Below are 19,846 nucleotides of genomic sequence, written 5' to 3'. Positions count from 1 at the left end.
GCCGCCCATGATCCTCTCTGCCGATTCCGCCCCGCCCCCTTCTCCCGAGCCGTTCGACGCGCCGCCGATTCACGCGAGCGAGCCGCTCTTGACCGTCGCCGAGCTGCGCGACGTCGAGACCGCGGCCACCGCCACGCTGCCGCCCCACACGCTGATGGACCGCGCGGGCAAATCCGCCGCGCAATGGCTCGCCGCGCGGCTCGTCAGCGACCCTCGCCCCGTCTGGTTCGCGGTCGGCCCCGGCAACAACGGCGGCGACGCGCTCGTCGCCGCGGCCGAGCTGCGCCGGCTCGGCTTCGCGGCCGACGCCTGGATGCCGATCGAAGCGAAGCCCGACGACGCGCGCTGGGCGCTCGAGCGCGCGCGCGCGGCGAACGTGCCGATCGACGAAGCGGCCCCCGAATCATTCGACGGCTACGGCTGGCTCGTCGACGGCCTGTTCGGCATCGGCCTCGCGCGGCCGCTCGACGGCGCGTACGCGGCGATCGCGCAGCGAATCGCGGCGCGCGCGCGGCACACGGGCCGCGTGCTCGCGCTCGACGTGCCGAGCGGCCTCGACAGCGACACCGGCATGCGCGTCGGCGCGGGCCCGGCCGTCGCGGCGACCGACACGCTATCGTTCATCGCCGCGAAGCCCGGCCTCTACACGGGCGACGGGCGCGACCTGGCGGGCGAGATTCACGTCGCGCCCCTCGATCTCGACGAGGCCGTCGCGCCCGCGATCCGGCTGAACGCGCCCGATCTCTTCGACGCGCGCCTGCCCGAGCGCGCGTTCGCGTCGCACAAGGGCACGTACGGCAGCGTCGCGATCGTCGGCGGCGACACGGGCATGTGCGGCGCGCCGATCCTCGCCGCGCGCGCGGCGCTCTTCGCGGGCGCGGGCAAGGTCCACGTCGGCTTCGTCGGCGCGGGCGCGCCGCCGTACGATCCGCCGTATCCGGAACTGATGCTGCATCCGGCCGACGCGTTGCCAACGGCCGCGCTCACCGCGCTCGCGATCGGCTGCGGGCTCGGCGCGAGCGAGCACGCCGCGCACACGCTCGCGGCGCTGCTGCGGCTCGACGCGCCGAAGCTCATCGACGCCGACGCGCTGAACCTGATCGCGAAAACGCCCGAGCTTGCCGACGCGCTCGCCGCGCGCGGCCGCGCGGGCGACGCCGCCGTGCTCACGCCACACCCGCTCGAAGCAGCGCGCCTGCTGTCGACCGACGCGGCCGACGTCCAGCGCGATCGCGTCGCGGCCGCGCGCGCGCTCGCCGCGCGCTTTTCGGCGATCGTCGCGCTGAAGGGGTCCGGCACCGTGATCGCGGCGCCCGACGGCCGCGTCGCGATCAACCCGACCGGCAACGCGGCGCTCGCCACAGGCGGCACGGGCGACGTGCTGGGCGGCCTGATCGGCGCATTCCTCGCGCAGCGGATGCCGCGCTACGAAGCGGCGCTCGCGGGCGTCTACCTGCACGGGCTCGCCGCCGAGCGGCTGTGCGCGGCGGGGGCGGGCCCGGCGGGCACAGCCGCGGGCGAGCTCGCGGCCGCCGTGCGCCTGCTGATCAATCGGCTGTTTTATACGCGACCCGCCACGTCGGGCCAAGCGCCGCTATACTGATCGTCCCGCCGCGCAGGCGGGCTCCTCGTCCGCCTGCATGCCGCGCGCCGGCGCGCAGGCGCGGCCCTCCCCGGTTCAAGCCGTTTCGCTCCTGATTGCCATGACGCTGAATTCGCTCCCCGTTTGGCCCGCGCTGCAAGCGCACTACGAAGAGATCCGCGACGCGCATCTGCGCGATTGGTTCGCCCCCGCCAACGATCCCGCGCCGACGCGCGCCGAACGCTTCACGTTCGAAGGCGGCGGCCTTGCGGCCGATTTCTCGAAGAACCGCATCACCGACGCGACGCTCGCCCTGCTCGTGCAGCTCGCGCGCGAAGCGGGCGTCGAGGCGCGCCGCGACGCGATGTTCGCGGGCGAAATCGTGAACCCGACCGAAGGCCGCGCGGCGCTGCACACCGCGCTGCGCGCGAGTTCGCCCGACGCGCCGTTCCACGCGCAGGTCGCGGCCGAACGCGCGAAGATGGCGCGCTTTTCCGACGCGGTGCGCAGCGGCGCATGGACGGGCTACACCGGCAAGCGGATTCGCCACGTCGTGAACATCGGCATCGGCGGGTCGGACCTCGGGCCGAAGATGGTCGTCCACGCGCTGCATCACGTCGCGACGCCCGACATCGCGACGCACTTCGTGTCGAACGTCGACGGCGCCGATCTCGCACGCGTGCTCGAGCGGATCGATCCGGAAGAGACGCTCGCGATCATCGTGTCGAAGACCTTCACGACGCTCGAGACGATGACGAACGCGCGCTCGCTGCGCGACTGGTTCGTCGCGAAGGGCTGCCCGGAGGGCGCGCTCGCGAAGCATTTCGTCGGCGTGTCGGCGAACCCCGTTGAAGTCGTCAAGTTCGGCATCGCCGAAACCAACGTGTTCGAGATGTGGGACTGGGTCGGCGGCCGCTACTCGCTGTGGTCGGCGGTCGGCCTGTCGATCATGATCGCGATCGGGCCGGAGCGCTTCGGCGAACTGCTCGCCGGCGCGCACGACATGGACGAGCACTTCCGCACCACGCCGCTCGAGCGCAACCTGCCGGTGCTGCAAGGCCTCGTCGGCATCTGGTATCGCAATTTCTTCGGCGCGCAGAGCTATCTCGTCGCGCCTTATTCGGAAGCGCTGCATTACCTGCCGTCGTATCTGCAACAGCTCGAGATGGAGAGCAACGGCAAGTCCGCGCGAATCGACGGTGCGTTCGTCGACTACCCGACTTCCGCCGTCACGTGGGGCGAGCCCGGCACGAACGGCCAGCACGCGTTCTTCCAGATGCTGCACCAGGGCCCGACGCTCGTGCCGATCGATTTCGTCGCCGTGCTCACGCCCGAGCATCCGCTCGCGAGCCACCACCCGAAGCTGCTCGCGAACTGCTTCGCGCAAAGCGAGGCGCTGATGCTCGGCCGCACGCTCGACGAGGCGCGCAAGATCGCGGGCCCGGAGAAGCCGGAGCTCGCGCCGCACCTGACGTTCCCCGGCAACCGGCCGACGACGACGCTTCTCGTCGACGCGCTCACGCCGCGCGCGCTCGGCGCGCTGATCGCGCTCTACGAGCACAAGGTGCTCGTGCAGGCCGCCGTGTGGAACATCAACCCGTTCGACCAGTGGGGCGTCGAGCTCGGCAAGATCCTCGGCAAGATCGTCGAGGCGGACCTGACGGCCGCGCAGCCCGATCCCGCGAAGCACGATTCGTCGACGTCGACGCTGATCGCGCGCGCGCGCAAGGCGCTCGGCAAGTAATGCACGTGCGGCGCGCGAGCGACGGCGGTCGAGCCGCTGCTGCTCCGCCGTTCGCGCCGCGTCAGCTCGCCTCTTGCCGCTCGCGGTCCGCACCGCGCAAATGCCCCGCCTCGAGCACGACCGTCGTCTCGCAGCGGCGCGCGAGCTCCGGATCGTGCGTGACGAGCACGAGCGTCGCGCCGTGCGCGCGGTTCAGCTCGAACATGAGGTCGATCACCGCATGGCCCGTCGCCGCATCGAGGCTGCCCGTGGGTTCGTCGGCGAACAGCAGCGCCGGGCGCGTGACGAACGCGCGCGCCAGCGCGACGCGCTGCTGCTCGCCGCCCGACAGGAGCTTCGGATAGTGACCGGTGCGCGCGCCGAGCCCGACCTCTTCGAGCAACGCGCGCGCGCGCTGCGCGGCCTCGCGCGCGCCGACGCCGCCTTGCAGCTCGAGCGGCAGCATCACGTTCTCCAGCGCGCTCAGATGCGGCATCAGCTGGAACGACTGGAACACGAAGCCGACCGCGCCGTTGCGCAGCGCCGCGCGCGCATCCTCGTCGAGCTGGCCGAGATCCTGGCCGAACAGGCGAACCGTGCCCTCGGTCGCGCTGTCCAAGCCGGCGAGCAGACCGAGCAGCGTCGATTTGCCCGACCCCGACGCCCCGACGATCGCGACGTTGCTGCCGGCGCGAACCGTCAGATCGATGCGGTCGAGGATCGTCAGTTCGCCGGCGGCGTCGGCGACACGCTTGCACGCATTCCGCACTTCGATGATCGGATCGGTAATCTTGAGCATGAAACGCACATTTCACTGGAAGGTTGGCGCAACACTCGCCGCGCTCGCGGCGCTCGCCGGCCCGGCATCCGCGGCGACGAACGCCGCGCCCTCGACCGGCGCACACGGCAGCAAGCCCGTGATCGTGGTGCTCGGCGACAGCCTGTCGGCCGAGTACGGCCTGCCGCGCGACACGGGCTGGGTCGCGCTGATGCGCACGCGTCTCGCGGCCGAGCGAATCGATTATAGCGTCGCGAACGCGAGCATCTCCGGCGACACGACGAGCGGAGGCCGCGCGCGGCTGCCCGCGGTGCTCGCGCGGCTGAAGCCCGCCGTCGTCGTCGTCGAGCTCGGCGCGAACGACGCGCTGCGCGGCGTGCCGCTCGCCGCGACCGAAAGCAACCTGCGCGAGATCGTCGCGCAGGCGCGGCAGGCGCGCGCGCAAGTGCTGCTCGTCGGCATGTACGTGCCGCCGAATTACGGCCCGGACTACACGCAGAAGTTCCACGGGATGTACGCGACGCTGTCGAAGGAGATGCGCGTGCCGCTCGTGCCGTTCTTGCTCGCCGGCATCGAGAACAAGCCCGACATGTTCCAGGCCGACCAGATCCATCCGACGCAGGCCGCGCAGCGCCAGTTGCTCGACAACGTGTGGCCGGCCCTCAAGCCGCTGCTGCGGACGTCGTCGCGCTGACGGTGGCACGCTGACGGTAACGCGCCGAAGGCCGACGTCAGCGCCGATACCGCGTGACAATCGCGACAATTCGGCGGCGCGCAAGCGCGCGCCGCACCGCTGACCATCCCGCATCGCCCGAAACGCAGCCGCGCTCCGGGGCGCACGCCGAAACGAAACAGCCCCGCTCGATGGCGGGGCTGTTTTGCATCGAGCGGGCGCGCTCGTACGCGCCGCCGGTCGCGGCCCGTCAGTTCGAACCTTGCTGCGCGTTATCGGCGCTCTGGCCGTACACCTTGACCTTCGAGCGCGCGCGCAGCGACGCGAGATACGCTTGCGTCTCGCTTTGCGCGTACACCTGCGCGAGCTGCTGCTGGGCGGCCGCGAGGCGCTGATCGTCGACGGGCGCCGCCGCCACGACCGAATTCACGCGGAAGATCGCATAGCCGTCGGCGCCGAGATCGATGCCGACGTACGCGGGCAGCGTCTTCGGATCGACCTTGTAGATCGCGCTGACGGCCGCGGGCGGCAGCCCATGCGCCTGCGTGCGCGAGATCTTGTCAGGCGCGGCGAAGCCCGCCGTCGACTTCGACTTGCGCAGCTCCGCGAGCTTCGCTTCGCCGTCCTGCTTCGCAAGGCGCGCCGCCTCTTCGGCCGCCACCTTCGCGCGCACCTGATCCTTGATCGCGCCGAGCGCGGGCACGGTCGACGGCTGATAATTCGTCACGCGCGCGGCGATCAGCGTGTTGTTGCCGATGTCGACCGCCTGCGTGTTGTTGCCGTTCTTCACCGAATCGGCGGCGAACACGGCCGCGAGGAACTTCGCGTTGTTGAGCGGGCTGTCGGGCGGCAGCGCCGGGTTCGGTTGCGGCGACACCGTCGCGGTCTGGATCGTCAGCTTGTACTTGTCGGCGGCCGGCTGCAGGCTCTTCGCCTTTTCGTAGACGGTCGACGAGAAGCCTTCCGCGTTGTCCGCGAACGCCTTCGCCGCGAACTGCTGCTTCAGGTCGGCCGCGATCGACTCCTTCACTTCCGCGAGCGGCTTCACGACGGCCGGCTTCACGTCGGTCGCCTTCAGGATGTGAAAGCCGAAATCGCCCTGCACGACGCCGCTCATGTCGCCCTTCTTCAATGCGAACGCTGCGTCGTCGAACGCGGCGCCGCCCGCGGTCGAGCCGCGCGTGATGAAGCCGAGGTCACCGCCCTTCGCCGCCGACGGCGCGTCCTGCGAGTTCTTCTCGGCGATCTGCGCGAACTGGTCCGGATGCGCCTTCACGTCGGCGAGCAGCTGCTCGGCCTTCGCCTTCGCGGCGGCCTTCTCGGCCGCGCTCGCATCCTTCCCCGCGGCGATGAAGATATGGCTCACGCGCACCTGCGCGTCGGTGCGGTAGCGCGCGATGTTGTCGTCGTAGTACTTCCTGATGTCGACGTCGCTCGGCTGCGCCGAGGCGGCGGCCGCCGCCTGCGAGTACACGAGATACTGGATCGTCGCCGTCTCGCGCGTCGCGAACGCCTGCTTGTGCGCGTCGTAGTAAGCAGAGATCTGCGCGTCGGTCGGCTGCACCTTCGCCGCGTAGTCGGCCGATTTCAGCACCATCGGCTGCACTTCGCGCTGCTGCTCGGCGAGCTCGGTCAGACGGCGCGCGACGCTCTTCGGCGTGAACGCGCTCGACACGATGCTCGCCGGAATCTGCTGCAACGCGAGGTTGTAGCGCACACGCTCCTGGTATTGGTCGGCCGTCATGCCCTGCATCGCGAGCATCTGCGTGTAGCGCTCGGCGTCGAACGAGCCGTCCGGCTTCTTCAGCGACGCGATCACCGGATCGCCCAGCAGCGTCTGGCGCACGGCGCCGTCCGATGCGGTCAGATGCAGGCGCTGCGTCTCGTCGGCGAGCGCGCGCTGCTGGATCAGGCCGTCGAGCAGTTGCTGGCGACGCTCGGGCGTGTCGAACGCTTTCGCGTCGAACTGCGCGCCGAGCATCTGGCGCGCCTGGTCGACCTGCTGGCGCAGCATGCCGTCGAACTCCGCGCGCGTGATCTTGCGCCCGTTGACGGCCGCGACGTTCGCGCTTTCGTCGAAGAACCCACGGAAACCCTGAATGCCGACGATCCCAAGCCCCGGCAGCACGATCAGGAGCAGGAAAAACATCATCAGGCGCTGGTGATTGCGAAAGAAATCGAGCATGCGTGGCGGCGTGAGCTGGACAAAACGCCCGATATTACAACAGCGGGCAAGAAAAAAGGCGAACCGGAGTTCGCCTTTCGGGATGATGGCGGAGCGGACGGGACTCGAACCCGCGACCCCCGGCGTGACAGGCCGGTATTCTAACCGACTGAACTACCGCTCCTTGGTCTTGCTTGCGTGGCCGGGACGCGAAATCGGACGAGATGCCGCACGCCCATCGAAGGCATACGCTCGGCCGGTCCCGGCAGCTACCGCGAGAGCGCGGTGGCAATCCGAAATATTATCCGATATTGTCATCCGAGCGCAACGGCAATTCGCCTGTCGCCTGCGAGATAAGCCTTGCCCGCCTTCGGCGCCCAACCGACAGATCGACACGTACCGCAACACGCTTTCCCGTCACGCGACACGCGCCCGCCGCGCTTTCGCGCTCATCGAGACCATTCGTCACCGGTTGCGCCTACAACGACGCGGCGCCTCGCCCTCGCCCAGCGCTTCGCCTGCGCGATCGCGATGCGTATCGCGCTGCCTTCCGACATCCCGTCTCTCAGCAGCGCATTGGCGATCTCGATTGCCTTGTCGCGCACCCAGGGCGTCAGATTGCGCATCGACGCCGGGTAGCGTTCGGCGGTCCAGGGCATGTTGCCTCCGCGTGCAAAAGCGGGGCGATCGAACCCGCACGAACATGCAGCCACCTTCGGATCGCATGCGGTGCGTCACGCGATGCGCGCATCACCGGCGCTCCAGACGGCTCAGCAGCGCATTCGCACGCTATCGATGCCCTTACGGCGAGCGCTCGCCGATTATGCAATCAAGCACGCGGCCGACGCACGGCGCCGCCTCGACACGCACACGCGCGCAAGAGCACGCGCCAGCACGAATGCCGCCGCGCGAGCCGCTCACCGACGCCAATACGCGCGAACGAGTTGTTCGTCCTGACTGTATTTCAGGTCGAGCGAGCCCTGATACGCGGATTTCAGCGCCGAGCCGAGATTGCGCGCCAGATGGACGTCGGTGGTGGTCACGACGGTCGCGCCGCCGTCGGTGTCGATCGCCATGATCCGCTGCATCGGATGTCCCGCGCGCGCCCGCTCCTCGTGATGGCGCAACAACTGCAGCAGTTCCGACAGATGCTCGCTCGCGAACGGTCCGTCGATATGGAGATAGCCGGCCGGCATGCGCTCGGCGGTTCGTTGACAGGCGCCGCATTGATGCTCGTGCGCGTCGTCGGGACGCGCGAGCCACTGCCAGCGCCCGGCGCTGAAAACCGCGCCGCATGTGGGACACACCGTCGGCTCGTGCAGCTTGCGACGCATCGCATAGGGATCTTGCGCGAGTCCGGGATAGACCACTTCGTGACTGCCTGCCTTGAAAGGCCGCGTGCGATGATTCATGGAGACGCTCCTTGCATGACGCCGAACGAATGCAACGACAGCCTCAGCCTAGGGCAGGCGCCCGGCTCGACGTTGACCTGAGTCAACGAAGCCATGCCGCGCTTACGGGCACGCGCAACCCACGACGCGACGCGACTCGACGCGCAACGCTCGCGCCGCAGGCGATACGCCCCTTCCCGTTTGCACACGTTGCGCCGCCGCATCGCGCGGCGCTCGTGCCGCCGGCGCATCCCGTGCCCGCCCGCGCAACCGCCGGGCGTTGATCGACATCAAGCCGGCATTCGCGCCGCGGCGAACAATAAGGGCGTCGCGGCACGCAAGAAGCCGAACCGCATCGACCAACGGCGCGCGCCGCATGCGGCCGACGACGCATACGCACGACCAACCACGTTTTTCACCGAGTACAACAATGAAATTACCGCTCGAAGTCTCGATTCAAGGAATGCCTCGCTCCAACGCGCTCGAAGAAGCCGTCGCCCGCCACGCCGCCAAGCTCGAACGCCATTGCGCCGACATCATCCGCTGCCGGGTCAGCGTGATCCTCGACGACAGACACAAGCACCAGGGCAAGCCGTTCGACGTGCATGTCGACGTGACGATTCCGGGGCGCGAGATCGTGTCGAATCGCGAATCCGACGAGGACGTGTACGTCGCGCTGCGCGACGCGTTCAGCAATGCCGAGCGGATGCTCGACGATGCGGTGAACAAGCGCCGGGACCACACGAGGCAGTCCGCTTAGCGGCGCCACCGCGCAGCGCATCTCGTGCACATCCCGCGCGCAGGACAAACCCCGCACGCGGCCAGACGGGCGCTCCCGACGGCGCTCGCCGGCCGCTCCGCCAGAACGACGCGCGCTCGACGCTCGGGCGAATCGCAATGCGGCTCCGCGCCGCGTGGACGCCTTACGGCGGACATCGCGACGCCCCACCACGCGGAGCGCCCGCGTCGCGCGCCCGCATCGAGTTGGCGAAGCCTCAAAACAAAAAACCCGCAAAGCGAATCGCCATGCGGGTTTCGGTTGCTGCTCCTGTCTGCTTCGAACGCGTGCCGCGAAACGGAAATGGTGGGTGCTGAGAGGCTCGAACTCCCGACCTACGCCTTGTAAGGGCGCCGCTCTACCAACTGAGCTAAGCACCCGCTCCGGATTCACGCCGTTCTCGATCGGGGCATCGCACCCCTCAAGCAGCTAGCCGGTGATTTTAGCGCAACCTTCAACGCTTTGCCAAGCCTCAATTCGGACACGGCTGGCGCGCGGATGTCGATCGCCTCGCCGGCCGGCGCGGCTTGCCGCCGCCGCGCTCGCCGCCCCACCCCCGAACGCGCCGAAGCCCGCCGCGCATTATCGTGACGCGGCCACGGCCGGTTCGCCGGCCGGACAGCGCATCGGGCTCGCGCGCCGCCCATGACCTCGGCCAATCAACGTGCATTGCGCCACGGTCGATCGACTCGGTCTCGCTCGTTTCATCCGCACTCCGGGGTCGGCCGCCGCTTCACGCCGTGCATGAAGCGCGCACACGCAGCCCCGCGAACCAGAGAAAACCCACAACGAAACGCCGAGACGCGCTCGCCTCCTGGCCCGGCACGCGGGAAGCACGCTCCGTCATCACGCCGCGCAAAAACAAAGCCCACGGCCTTGCGACCGTGGGCTTGTTCAGCAGAACGCAAATTGCTTGCGCGCGCTCAGTGCTTGACGACTTCGGACGAGCCTGCGTCCTTCGCGGGTTCCGCAACGGGCGCCGCCGCTTTCGCCTCTTCTTCCGGCAGCGCGCTCGGCAAACGTTCGAGCGCAAGCTCGAGCACCTTGTCGATCCAGCGAACCGGCACGATTTCGATCGCGTTCTTCACGTTGTCCGGAATGTCCGCGAGATCCTTCACGTTCTCTTCCGGAATCAGCACGAGCTTGATGCCGCCGCGGTGCGCCGCGAGCAACTTCTCCTTCAGCCCGCCGATCGGCAGCACTTCGCCGCGCAGCGTGATCTCGCCCGTCATCGCGACGTCGGCGCGCACCGGGATGCCCGTCAGCACCGACACGAGCGCCGTCGTCATCGCGATGCCGGCGGACGGGCCGTCCTTCGGCGTCGCGCCTTCGGGCACGTGGATGTGGATGTCCTGCTTCTCGAACGCCTCATCCTTGATGCCGAGCCGGCGCGAGCGCGAGCGCACGACCGAGCGCGCGGCCTCCACCGATTCCTTCATCACGTCGCCGAGCGAGCCCGTGCGGATCACGTTGCCCTTGCCGGGCATCACGGCCGCCTCGATCGTCAGCAGATCGCCGCCTACTTCGGTCCACGCGAGCCCCGTGACCTGACCGACCTGGTTCTCCTTCGCGGCAAGGCCGAAATCGTACTTGCGCACGCCGAGGAACGTGTCGAGGTTCTCGCCGTCGACCTTGATCGCGCCCGTTGCCTTCTTCAGCAGCAGCATCTTCACGACCTTGCGGCAAATCTTCGAGATTTCGCGCTCGAGCGACCGCACACCGGCTTCCCGCGTGTAGTAGCGGATGATGTCGCGGATCGCCTGCTCGGTGACCTCGACCTCGCCTTCCTTCAGGCCGTTGTTCTTCTTCTGCTTCGGCAGCAGGTAGCGCTGCGCGATGCTGACCTTTTCGTCTTCCGTGTAGCCCGACAGACGGATCACTTCCATCCGGTCGAGGAGCGGCGGCGGAATGTTCAGCGAGTTCGACGTCGCGACGAACATCACGTCCGACAGATCGAAATCGACCTCGACGTAGTGGTCGGCGAACGTGTGGTTCTGTTCCGGATCGAGCACTTCGAGCAGCGCCGACGACGGATCGCCGCGGAAATCCATCCCCATCTTGTCGACTTCGTCGAGCAGGAAAAGCGGATTGCGCACGCCGACCTTCGACAGGCTCTGCAGGATCTTGCCCGGCATCGAGCCGATGTAGGTGCGGCGGTGGCCGCGGATCTCGGCTTCGTCGCGCACGCCGCCCAACGCCATCCGGACGAACTTGCGGTTCGTCGCGCGCGCGATCGACTGGCCGAGCGAGGTCTTGCCGACGCCCGGGGGCCCGACGAGGCAGAGGATGGGCGCCTTCACCTTGTCGACGCGTTGCTGCACCGCAAGATACTCGAGAATCCGCTCCTTGACCTTCTCGAGGCCGTAGTGATCCTCGTCGAGCACCTTCTCGGCGTTCGCAAGATCGTTGTTGACCTTGCTCTTCTTGCGCCACGGCAGCGCGATCAGCGTGTCGATGTAGTTGCGCACGACGGTCGCTTCCGCCGACATCGGCGACATCAGCTTGAGCTTCTTCAGCTCGGCGTCGGCCTTCTTCTTCGCTTCCTTCGGCATGCGCGCGGCGTTGATGCGCTTCTCGAGCTCCTCGAGATCCGCGCCTTCCTCGCCTTCGCCCAGTTCCTTCTGGATCGCCTTGACCTGCTCGTTCAGGTAGTACTCGCGCTGGCTCTTCTCCATCTGGCGCTTCACGCGCCCGCGGATGCGCTTTTCGACCTGCAGGATGTCGATCTCGGCCTCGAGCTGCGCGAGCAGGTGCTCGAGACGCTCGATGACCGGGAACATCTCGAGGATGTGCTGCTTCTGGTCGAGCTTGAGCGGCAGGTGCGCGGCGATCGTGTCGGCGAGCCGGCCCGCCTCGTCGATACCCGACAGCGACGTCAGGATTTCGGGCGGGATCTTCTTGTTCAGCTTCACGTACTGGTCGAACTGCGACACGATCGCGCGGCGCAGCGCTTCCGTCTCGGCGCTGTCCGCGTGATCCGGTTCGAGCGGCATCACTTCGCACGAGAACTGCGTCTCCTGCTCTTCGATCGACAGCGCGCGCGCGCGCTGCAAGCCCTCGACCAGCACCTTCACGGTGCCGTCGGGCAGCTTCAGCATCTGCAGGATGTTCGCGATGCAGCCGACGTCGTACATGTCCTTTTCGGTCGGCTCATCCTTTGCGGCCGTCTTCTGGGCGACGAGCATGATGTGCTTGCCGCCTTCCATCGCAACTTCCAGGGCCTTGATCGACTTCGGCCGGCCCACGAAGAGCGGAATCACCATGTGCGGGAAAACGACGACATCCCGCAGCGGCAGCAGCGGGAGCGTGGTGCGTTCCGGCGGGAGAAGTTGGGTGCCTGACATTTCATTTCCCCATGAGTGGAATCAATTGTTCGATAAGTAAGGCCGGCACAACGGATTGCAAGCCTTCAGCGCGTGGGAAATATTCAGTAAAAAGGTTACCGTTCGGTTCGAGTCAGAGTTACCCACAAGATAAACGAAAAAAAGCCGTTCACGATTCCATGAACGGCTTTTTTGCACATCAAACGTCAAAGCCGGTCAATTCGAACCCGCCACTTTCGGCGTGTCCTCATAAATCAATAACGGTTTGCCGTCTCCTTCGATGACATTGTCGTCGATGATCGCCTTGCTGACCCCTTTGAGGGTCGGCAACTCGTACATCACGTCGAGGAGCGCCTGCTCGATGATCGAACGCAGCCCGCGCGCGCCCGTCTTGCGACGGATCGCCTTGCGGGCGACCGCCTGCAGCGCGTCCGGCCGGATTTCGAGTTCGACCCGCTCCATCGCGAAAAGCTTCTGATACTGCTTGACGAGCGCGTTCTTCGGCTCGACGAGAATCTTCATCAGCGCGGCTTCGTCGAGCTTGCCGAGCGTCGCGACGACAGGCAGACGGCCGATCAGCTCGGGGATCAACCCGAATTTGATCAGATCCTCCGGCTCGACCTCGCGCAGCACTTCGCCCGCATCCCGCTCCTGCTTGCTCTTCACGGTCGCGCCGAAACCGATGCCCGTCTTCTCGGTGCGATCGGTGATCACTTTCTCGAGGCCGTCGAACGCGCCGCCGCAGATGAACAGGATGTTGGTCGTGTCGACCTGGATGAAATCCTGGTTCGGATGCTTGCGGCCGCCCTGCGGCGGCACCGACGCCATCGTGCCCTCGACGAGCTTGAGCAGCGCCTGCTGCACGCCCTCGCCCGATACGTCGCGAGTGATCGACGGGTTGTCCGACTTGCGGCTGATCTTGTCGATCTCGTCGATGTAGACGATTCCGCGTTGCGCCTTCTCGACCTCGTAGTTGCAGTTCTGCAGCAGCTTCTGAATGATGTTCTCGACGTCCTCGCCCACGTAGCCGGCTTCCGTCAGCGTGGTCGCGTCGGCGATCACGAACGGCACGTTCAAGAGGCGCGCGAGGGTCTGAGCGAGGAGCGTCTTGCCGGAGCCCGTCGGGCCGATCAGCAGGATATTGCTCTTCGACAACTCGACATCGTCCTTCTTGTCGAGATGCTTCAGGCGCTTGTAGTGATTGTAGACGGCGACGGCGAGGATCTTCTTCGCGCGCTCCTGCCCGATCACGTACTGATCGAGGATGTCGCGAATTTCCTGCGGGCTCGGCAGGTCGGATTTGGACAGGCTGGCTTCGACGCCCGCCGCGGCCGCTTCGTCACGAATGATCTCGTTGCACAAGTCGATGCATTCATCGCAGATGAACACAGACGGCCCCGCGATGAGTTTTTTCACCTCATGCTGGCTTTTGCCGCAAAACGAGCAATACAACAGCTTCTCGCTGTTCGAACCTTTCTTGTCCGCCATGAATGTAGAGCCTCCGGACACGTGAGTTACATGATACGCCGTTTGTCCCCGACACCATGACCTGGTAAATACTCGGGAGACGGCGGCGATGTTCTTTTGCCGCAGATGCTCGGGGCGCGTGGCGGGCGCCACCCCTATTGGGGCGGCACCCCACTAAAGCTTACGGACGCTTCGTCGACACGTGGTCGATCAGCCCGTACGCCTTCGCATCTTCGCTGGACATGAAATTATCACGGTCGGTGTCACGCGCGATGCGCTCGACGTCCTGACCGGTGTGATGAGCGAGCAGGTGATTCAGGCGGTCCTTCAGGTAGAGGATCTCGCGCGCCTGGATCTCGATGTCCGACGCCTGGCCGCGCGCGCCGCCGAGCGGCTGGTGGATCATCACGCGCGCGTTCGGCAGCGCGTAGCGCTTGCCCTTCGCGCCCGCCGCGAGCAGGAACGCGCCCATGCTGGCCGCGAGGCCCATGCAGAGCGTCGACACGTCCGGCTTCACGAACTGCATCGTGTCGTAGATCGCCATCCCGGCCGACACCGAGCCGCCCGGGCTGTTGATGTAGAGGCTGATGTCCTTGTCGGGATTCTCGCTTTCGAGGAACAGCAACTGCGCGACCACGAGATTCGCCGTCTGGTCGTTGACTTCGCCGACCATGAACACGATGCGCTCTTTCAGGAGCCGCGAGTAGATGTCGTACGAACGCTCGCCGCGGCCGCTCGTCTCGACGACGATCGGCACGAGCCCGAGCGCTTGCGCCTCGAAATCCCGCGGGGCTTGCGAAGCCAACGTGTCCAGCAATTGAGCGCGATTAATCATTCAATGAGCCTTGTCCGAGAATGAGTATTGAACGGCAGGAAACGAGCCGGAGAACGTCGCACGCGGCGCCGCCCCAATGAAAAACGGCGTGCGGGCCGTCGTCGCTCCGACAGCCGGCACGCCGCTAGAGCGACACTTAAGCTTGCGCCGTTGCGCTCGCCAGTGCCTCGAAGCTTACTTCCTTGTCCGTCACCTTCGCCTTGCCCAGCACGAAATCGACGACGTTGCTCTCAACGACGAACGCTTCCATTTCGGCAAGGCGCTGCTGATTCGAATAATACCAGCGGACCACTTCCTTCGGGTCTTCGTAGCTCTTCGCGAATTCGTCGACTTCCGCCCGGATCTGCTCCGGCTTCGCCTCGAGGCCGTTCGCCTTCACGAGCTCGGCGAGCACGAGGCCGAGCTTCACGCGGCGCTCGGCCTGCTCGGCGAACATCTCGGCCGGAATCGGCGCGTCCTTCGCGTTCGGCACGCCGCGCTGCGCGAGGTCCTGGCGGGCCATCTCGACGAGGCGCTGCTGATCCTGCTCGACGAGCGCCTTCGGCACGTCGAGCTCGGAGATCTTGAGGAGCGCGTCCATCACCTGGTTCTTCACGATCGACTGCGTGCGGCGCTTCGCCTCGCGCTCGAGGTTTTCCTTGATCTCGTTGCGCATCTTGGTCAGATCGCCGTCCTCGACGCCGAGCGACTTCGCGAAATCGGCGTCGATCGCCGGCAGGTGCGGCCACTCGACCTTCTTCATCGTGACCGTGAACTGCGCCGTCTTGCCCGCCACGTCCTTGCCGTGGTAATCGTCCGGGAACTTCAGGTCGAATTCGCGCGGCTCGCCCGCCTTCAGGCCGAGCGCGGCCGTCTCGAATTCGGGCAGCATCCGCCCTTCGCCGAGCACGAACACGAAGTCTTCGGCCGTGCCGCCCTGGAACGCGACGCCGTCGATCTTGCCGACGAAATCGACCGTCACGCGATCGCCGTTCTGCGCGGCCGCGTCCGCGCCGCCGTCGCCGTGCTCGCCGCTTTCGCCGCGCGCGTGGAAGTGCACGCGCTGCTTGCGCAGGATGTCGAGCGTGCGGTCGATCTCGGCGTCGCCGATCGTCGTCGTCGAGCGCTCGACTTCAGCGCTCGCCAGATCGCCGATCTGCACTTCCGGGTACACCTCGAACGTCGCGTCGAACGCGTACGCGCCTTCGGTGATGTCCTGCTTCGGCGAGAAGCTCGGCTGGCCCGCGACGCGCAGGTTTTCCGCACGGCTGATCGTGAAGAATTCCTGACCGATCTTGTCGCTCAGCACCTCCGCCTCGACCTGGCCCGCGTACTGCTGCGCGACCATCTTGAGCGGCACCTTGCCCGGGCGGAAGCCCGGCATGCGCACGTTCTTCGCGAGTTTCTGGATGCGGGCGTCGATCTCCTTCTGCACGACTTCCTTCTGCAGGGAGATCGTCACGCGGCGTTCGAGCTTGCCGAGGTTTTCAACAACGTTAGCCATGGCTTCAATCGTCCTAAAATTATTCGAGCGAATCGGTTTTTCCTTGCCGTGCCAGCCTTGCGGCGGACGCGCTGTCGCGCACCGTCCGTTCGCTTGCGCGAGCGCATCGGGCGCAGGCCGCGCCTGGCGGCCTAGTCAGCCTCGCGCGCGTCCCGTCGGCGGCTTGATGCACGGCTTTGGCCGGAAGAATCGACTATTCTAGCAAACTATTTTCCCCTCACCGCGAGTTCGGGCCCTGGCGCGACGCAGCATCGCGCGCGGCGCGCCCCGAGCGATCCCGAACATGCGCAACGCGGTATCCCGCGCGCGCCGGGCATCCGGTAAGCTCGCTTCACGGTCCTCGCCGGCCGTCGCGCGGCGCGCGTGCGCCCTCACATTCGCCATGCCCGCCCGACTTGCCCACGCGCGATCGGCCCGTCGTCACGAACCGCCTCCGGAGACACCATGCCGCTGCACTCGCCCGCGCCCGTCGTCGTCATTGCGCCCGATTCGTTCAAGGGGTCGCTGTCGGCCGAGCAGGTCGCGAACGCGATCGCCGCCGGCGTCGCGCGGGCGCGCCCCGACGCCGTCCTGCGCCGCCGCCCGATGGCCGACGGCGGCGAAGGCACGCTCGATGCGCTCCTCGCGCACGCCGGCGCGCGTCGCACGCTGCGCGTGCCGGGCGCGTCGCTCGCGCCGCGCGACGCGGCCGTCGGCCTCATCGACGAGCGCACGGCGATCGTCGAGACGGCGGAAATCGTCGGCATCACCGATCCGGCCGGCATGCGCGTGCCCGTCGCCGCGCGCAGCACGCGGGGCCTCGGCGACGCGATCCGCGCGCTCCTCGACGAAGGCGTGCGTACCTTCTACGTCGCGCTCGGCGGCAGCAGCACGAACGACGCCGGCGCGGGCTTGCTGGCCGGCCTCGGCTTGCGCGCGTTCGATGCGCACGGCCGGGAGATCGATCCGACGCCCGAGCGGCTTGCGCAGGTCGCGAGCGTCGACGTCGCGGAGCTCGACGCACGCCTGGCCGGCACATCGTTCGTCGCGATGTCCGACGTCGACAATCCGCTCACGGGCGAGCACGGCGCAACCGCCGTGTTCGGCCCGCAAAAGGGCGTGACGCGCGAGCAGGTCGCGCCGCTCGACGCCGCGCTCGGCCATTTCGCGACGCTCGTCGAGGCGGCGCTCGGCCGCCGTCCCGCGGGCACTTCCGCCGGCCGCGCCCGCGACCTGCCCGGCGCCGGCGCCGCGGGCGGCCTCGGCTTCGCGCTGCACGTGCTCGGCGCGCGCTTCGAGCCGGGCGCCGAGGTCGTCGCGCGCCAGGTCGGGCTCGACGAGGCGCTCGCGGGCGCGACCTGGATGATCACGGGCGAAGGCCGCTCGGATGCGCAGACGCTGCACGGCAAGGCCCCGTTCGTCGCATGCCGGCACGCGCGCGCGGCGGGCGTGCCGGCGACGCTGCTGTCGGGCGCGATCGACGCGGCGGCGCTGCCGCAATTGTCCGATCATTTCGACGGCTGCTTTTCGCCCGCGCCCGGGCCGATCACGCTCGACGCGGCGCTGCGCGACGCCGCGCGCCTGCTGGAAAACGAAGCCGAGCAACTGACGCGGCTGCGCTACGGCCGGGCGTGACGTGCGTCGCGCGTTCGGCGCGCGGACGGCACCGTTGACCGCGCGCCGCGATGCGGCAACAATCGGGCCCGCACCCCTCATTCAGGACACGACATGGCAGGCAGCAAAGTCGGGCTCGACCAGTTCATGACTTACCGGATGCACGTGCTGAACAAGCTCTCCGATCGCGGCATCGGCGAGCTCTATCAGACGAAGCTCGGCATATCGCTGCCCGAGGCGCGGATCATCGCGTCGGTCGGCGCGTTCGGGCCGTTCTCGATCATGGAGCTCGCGCGGCGCGCGAATCTCGACAAGAGCCAGGCGAGCCGCGCGGCCGAGGCGCTGATCCGGCGCGGGCTCGTCAGGCGCGGCCCGAGCGACGACGACGGACGCGTCGTGCTGATCGCGCTCACGCCGGCCGGCGTCGCGCTCAACCGGAAGATCATGCCGATCGCGCGCAAGTGGAACGCGACGCTGCTCGACTGTCTGAGCGAAAGCGAGAAGGCCACGTTCAGCCGTGCGCTCGACAAGATCATCGCGAGCGCGCGGGAACGGACGGATTGAGCTCGGCCGGCGGCATGCAGGAGGCTCGTGTCCGGCTCGTGCTCGACTCGGAAGCGCGGGTGTTGGAGCCGAGCGGCGGGTGGTCGGCGCAGGGATGATTGGGTCGGGTTTCGCGCCGACTATTCGTTCGGTTGGGCGAAGGGTCGGCAGATCGACGAGTCCTCCGGCCGGTGGATCGGTGGATCGGTGGATCGGTGGATCGGTGGATCGGTGGATCGGTGGATCGGTGGATCGGTGGATCGGTGGATCGGTGGATCGGCAACCGTAGTCGAATCGGCGACGTCCGGCACGCGTTTCGCCCGTATTTCACCCGCATTTCGCCCGTCTCCCCCGCCCGAACGACGTGCGCCGAACGACGTACGCTGAACCCGCACCCACCCCGCTTTCGCACACGCGCGCCGCGTCGCCGCATCACGCGCCGGGCGAATCGCCCGCATCGATCGGCCGTCGCCCGCCGCGCCGGACCTCACAGCCCGGAATTGAACGCGCGCTGACGCAGCAGCCCGAGCACCGCGTCGCAATACGGCGTCGGCACGCCGAGCTTGCGGCCGAGTTCCGGGAACACGCCCAGAATCGGCCCGATCTCCAGCGGCCGCCCCGCCTCCAGATCCTGCAGCATCGACGTCTTGAACGCGCCCAGCCTGCGCGTCACCACGATCCGCTCGGCGCCGCTCATCCCGGCCGACAATCCGAGCCGCGCGCCGATCGCGTCGGCCTCCTCCATCATCCGCAGCGCGAGCGCGTGCGTGTACGGGTCGTCGAGCAGGCGGTCCGCCGCCGAGCCCGTCAGCGCGCTCAGCGGATTCATGTTCATGTTGCCCCAGAGCTTCGCCCAGATGTCGGTGCGGATGTCGGCCGAGCGCTCGACGTCGAAGCCGCCCGCCTCGAGCGCGTCGGCGAAGCGCGCGGCAAGATCGAGCAGCTCGCGCCGCGGCGCGCCGACGATCAGCCGGTTGCCGCGCCCGCGCGCGACGACGCCCGGCTCGCGCGTCGCCGACGACAGATGAACCACGCAGCCGATCGCGCGCGCGGGCGGCAGCGCCGCCGCCGTCGCGCCGCCCGGATCGATCGCGTCGAGCACGGCGCCGTCGAGCGGGCCGCCGAAGCCGTCGAAGAACCACCACGGCAGGCCGTTCATCGCCGCGACGACAGTCGTTTGCGGCCCGACGAGCGGTGCGATGCGCGTCGCGAGTTCCGGCAGCGCCTGCGCCTTCAGCGCGATGACTACGTAATCCTGCACGCCGAGCGCATGCGCGTCGTCGCTCGCGCGCAGCGGAACCGCCGTTTCCTCCCCCGACTCGCCGACGATCCGCAGCCCGCGATCGCGCAACGCGTCGAGCGTCGCGCCGCGCGCGAATGCACTCACGTCCCAGCCCGCACGCGCGAGCGCCGCCGAGAACAGCCCGCCGATCGCGCCGATCCCGACGATCGCCGCGCGCACCGGTGCTCGATCCATATGCGTGTCTCCTCGTTCGATGAAGCGACGAGCATA

The 19,846-nt window shown here is 67.9% G+C and carries 15 protein-coding genes and 2 tRNA genes; 6 read left to right on the top strand and 11 right to left on the bottom strand.

From position 1 onward, the window contains the following. Positions 1-7 precede the first annotated feature (7 nt). Entirely contained in the window at positions 8-1,603 is a 1,596-nt protein-coding gene (locus WS78_RS08270) for an NAD(P)H-hydrate dehydratase (RefSeq protein ID WP_038744696.1), read from the top strand. A 100-nt stretch (positions 1,604-1,703) separates the two neighbouring features. Next, positions 1,704-3,326, top strand: a complete 1,623-nt coding sequence (pgi, locus tag WS78_RS08265; protein ID WP_059580710.1) for a glucose-6-phosphate isomerase — start codon at positions 1,704-1,706, stop codon at positions 3,324-3,326. A 61-nt stretch (positions 3,327-3,387) separates the two neighbouring features. Here pgi and WS78_RS08260 read toward each other — a convergent pair whose 3' ends face one another. Continuing rightward, a complete protein-coding gene (locus WS78_RS08260) occupies positions 3,388-4,104 on the bottom strand; it encodes an ABC transporter ATP-binding protein (RefSeq protein WP_059580705.1) in 717 nt (238 codons plus the stop codon). On the opposite strand from WS78_RS08260, the gene WS78_RS08255 reads away from it, so the two are divergent. Next, the gene (locus WS78_RS08255; RefSeq protein WP_059580701.1) at positions 4,103-4,777 is read left to right on the top strand and encodes an arylesterase; all 675 of its coding nucleotides are present in this window, start codon (positions 4,103-4,105) and stop codon (positions 4,775-4,777) included. The two genes, WS78_RS08260 and WS78_RS08255, sit on opposite strands and share 2 nt — an antisense overlap. Before the next feature lie 229 nt (positions 4,778-5,006). Here the strand turns inward: WS78_RS08255 and WS78_RS08250 are convergent, their stop codons facing one another. The 4 genes from WS78_RS08250 to WS78_RS08235 all read right to left on the bottom strand — a co-directional run bounded on the left by WS78_RS08250 (position 5,007) and on the right by WS78_RS08235 (position 8,332). Beyond that, complete coding sequence (locus WS78_RS08250) at positions 5,007-6,941, bottom strand: SurA N-terminal domain-containing protein (protein ID WP_059580698.1); 1,935 nt, start codon at positions 6,939-6,941, stop codon at positions 5,007-5,009. Positions 6,942-7,027: 86 nt separating this feature from the next. After that, positions 7,028-7,104: transfer RNA gene (locus tag WS78_RS08245), tRNA-Asp, on the bottom strand. Positions 7,105-7,369: 265 nt separating this feature from the next. Then, entirely contained in the window at positions 7,370-7,579 is a 210-nt protein-coding gene (locus tag WS78_RS08240; RefSeq protein WP_038744634.1) for a DUF2188 domain-containing protein, read from the bottom strand. A gap of 258 nt (positions 7,580-7,837) precedes the next feature. Further along, the gene (locus tag WS78_RS08235; RefSeq protein WP_038744636.1) at positions 7,838-8,332 is read right to left on the bottom strand and encodes a BCAM0308 family protein; all 495 of its coding nucleotides are present in this window, start codon (positions 8,330-8,332) and stop codon (positions 7,838-7,840) included. A gap of 409 nt (positions 8,333-8,741) precedes the next feature. Between WS78_RS08235 and WS78_RS08230 the strand changes: the two genes are divergently transcribed. Further along, positions 8,742-9,071 (top strand): HPF/RaiA family ribosome-associated protein, encoded by a 330-nt coding sequence (locus tag WS78_RS08230; RefSeq protein ID WP_059580694.1) that lies wholly within the window; start codon positions 8,742-8,744, stop codon positions 9,069-9,071. Positions 9,072-9,393: 322 nt separating this feature from the next. Here the strand turns inward: WS78_RS08230 and WS78_RS08225 are convergent. The 5 genes from WS78_RS08225 to tig form a co-directional block, all read right to left on the bottom strand. Then, a tRNA-Val gene (locus tag WS78_RS08225) sits at positions 9,394-9,469 on the bottom strand. A 543-nt stretch (positions 9,470-10,012) separates the two neighbouring features. Then, positions 10,013-12,433: an endopeptidase La gene (gene lon / locus WS78_RS08220; protein WP_038744640.1), complete on the bottom strand. Its 2,421-nt coding sequence runs from the start codon at positions 12,431-12,433 to the stop codon at positions 10,013-10,015. A 195-nt stretch (positions 12,434-12,628) separates the two neighbouring features. Then, the gene (clpX, locus tag WS78_RS08215; RefSeq protein WP_038744641.1) at positions 12,629-13,900 is read right to left on the bottom strand and encodes an ATP-dependent Clp protease ATP-binding subunit ClpX; all 1,272 of its coding nucleotides are present in this window, start codon (positions 13,898-13,900) and stop codon (positions 12,629-12,631) included. Positions 13,901-14,060: 160 nt separating this feature from the next. Next, positions 14,061-14,714, bottom strand: coding sequence for an ATP-dependent Clp endopeptidase proteolytic subunit ClpP (gene clpP / locus WS78_RS08210; RefSeq protein ID WP_038744642.1), 654 nt, complete (start codon positions 14,712-14,714; stop codon positions 14,061-14,063). 136 nt (positions 14,715-14,850) lie between these two features. Then, entirely contained in the window at positions 14,851-16,197 is a 1,347-nt protein-coding gene (gene tig / locus WS78_RS08205) for a trigger factor (protein WP_038744644.1), read from the bottom strand. A gap of 444 nt (positions 16,198-16,641) precedes the next feature. Here tig and WS78_RS08190 point away from each other — a divergent pair, with 444 nt between their 5' ends. Both WS78_RS08190 and WS78_RS08185 read left to right on the top strand, forming a co-directional pair. Continuing rightward, positions 16,642-17,811 (top strand): glycerate kinase, encoded by a 1,170-nt coding sequence (locus WS78_RS08190; RefSeq protein ID WP_038744645.1) that lies wholly within the window; start codon positions 16,642-16,644, stop codon positions 17,809-17,811. Between the two features lie 93 nt (positions 17,812-17,904). After that, complete coding sequence (locus WS78_RS08185) at positions 17,905-18,354, top strand: MarR family winged helix-turn-helix transcriptional regulator (protein WP_038744647.1); 450 nt, start codon at positions 17,905-17,907, stop codon at positions 18,352-18,354. A 466-nt stretch (positions 18,355-18,820) separates the two neighbouring features. Here WS78_RS08185 and WS78_RS08175 read toward each other — a convergent pair whose 3' ends face one another. Beyond that, positions 18,821-19,810, bottom strand: coding sequence for a 2-dehydropantoate 2-reductase (locus WS78_RS08175; RefSeq protein WP_059580690.1), 990 nt, complete (start codon positions 19,808-19,810; stop codon positions 18,821-18,823). Between the last annotated feature and the right edge of the window lie 36 nt (positions 19,811-19,846).

This window comes from Burkholderia savannae, assembly GCF_001524445.2.
GTDB lineage: Bacteria > Pseudomonadota > Gammaproteobacteria > Burkholderiales > Burkholderiaceae > Burkholderia > Burkholderia savannae.
The sequence above is the reverse complement of the archived record's forward strand: the minus strand, read 5'-3'. Positions and strand labels throughout refer to the sequence as shown.

Excerpts from the sequence above, each read along its gene's own strand:
- WS78_RS08270 (WP_038744696.1), top strand. The coding sequence starts at position 8 with ATGATCCTCTCTGCCGATTCCGCCCCGCCCCCTTCTCCCGAGCCGTTC.
- pgi (WP_059580710.1), top strand. The coding sequence starts at position 1,704 with ATGACGCTGAATTCGCTCCCCGTTTGGCCCGCGCTGCAAGCGCACTAC.
- WS78_RS08255 (WP_059580701.1), top strand. The coding sequence starts at position 4,103 with ATGAAACGCACATTTCACTGGAAGGTTGGCGCAACACTCGCCGCGCTC.
- WS78_RS08260 (WP_059580705.1), bottom strand. The coding sequence starts at position 4,104 with ATGCTCAAGATTACCGATCCGATCATCGAAGTGCGGAATGCGTGCAAG.
- WS78_RS08250 (WP_059580698.1), bottom strand. The coding sequence starts at position 6,941 with ATGCTCGATTTCTTTCGCAATCACCAGCGCCTGATGATGTTTTTCCTG.
- WS78_RS08240 (WP_038744634.1), bottom strand. The coding sequence starts at position 7,579 with ATGCCCTGGACCGCCGAACGCTACCCGGCGTCGATGCGCAATCTGACG.
- WS78_RS08235 (WP_038744636.1), bottom strand. The coding sequence starts at position 8,332 with ATGAATCATCGCACGCGGCCTTTCAAGGCAGGCAGTCACGAAGTGGTC.
- WS78_RS08230 (WP_059580694.1), top strand. The coding sequence starts at position 8,742 with ATGAAATTACCGCTCGAAGTCTCGATTCAAGGAATGCCTCGCTCCAAC.
- lon (WP_038744640.1), bottom strand. The coding sequence starts at position 12,433 with ATGTCAGGCACCCAACTTCTCCCGCCGGAACGCACCACGCTCCCGCTG.
- clpX (WP_038744641.1), bottom strand. The coding sequence starts at position 13,900 with ATGGCGGACAAGAAAGGTTCGAACAGCGAGAAGCTGTTGTATTGCTCG.
- clpP (WP_038744642.1), bottom strand. The coding sequence starts at position 14,714 with ATGATTAATCGCGCTCAATTGCTGGACACGTTGGCTTCGCAAGCCCCG.
- tig (WP_038744644.1), bottom strand. The coding sequence starts at position 16,197 with ATGGCTAACGTTGTTGAAAACCTCGGCAAGCTCGAACGCCGCGTGACG.
- WS78_RS08190 (WP_038744645.1), top strand. The coding sequence starts at position 16,642 with ATGCCGCTGCACTCGCCCGCGCCCGTCGTCGTCATTGCGCCCGATTCG.
- WS78_RS08185 (WP_038744647.1), top strand. The coding sequence starts at position 17,905 with ATGGCAGGCAGCAAAGTCGGGCTCGACCAGTTCATGACTTACCGGATG.
- WS78_RS08175 (WP_059580690.1), bottom strand. The coding sequence starts at position 19,810 with ATGGATCGAGCACCGGTGCGCGCGGCGATCGTCGGGATCGGCGCGATC.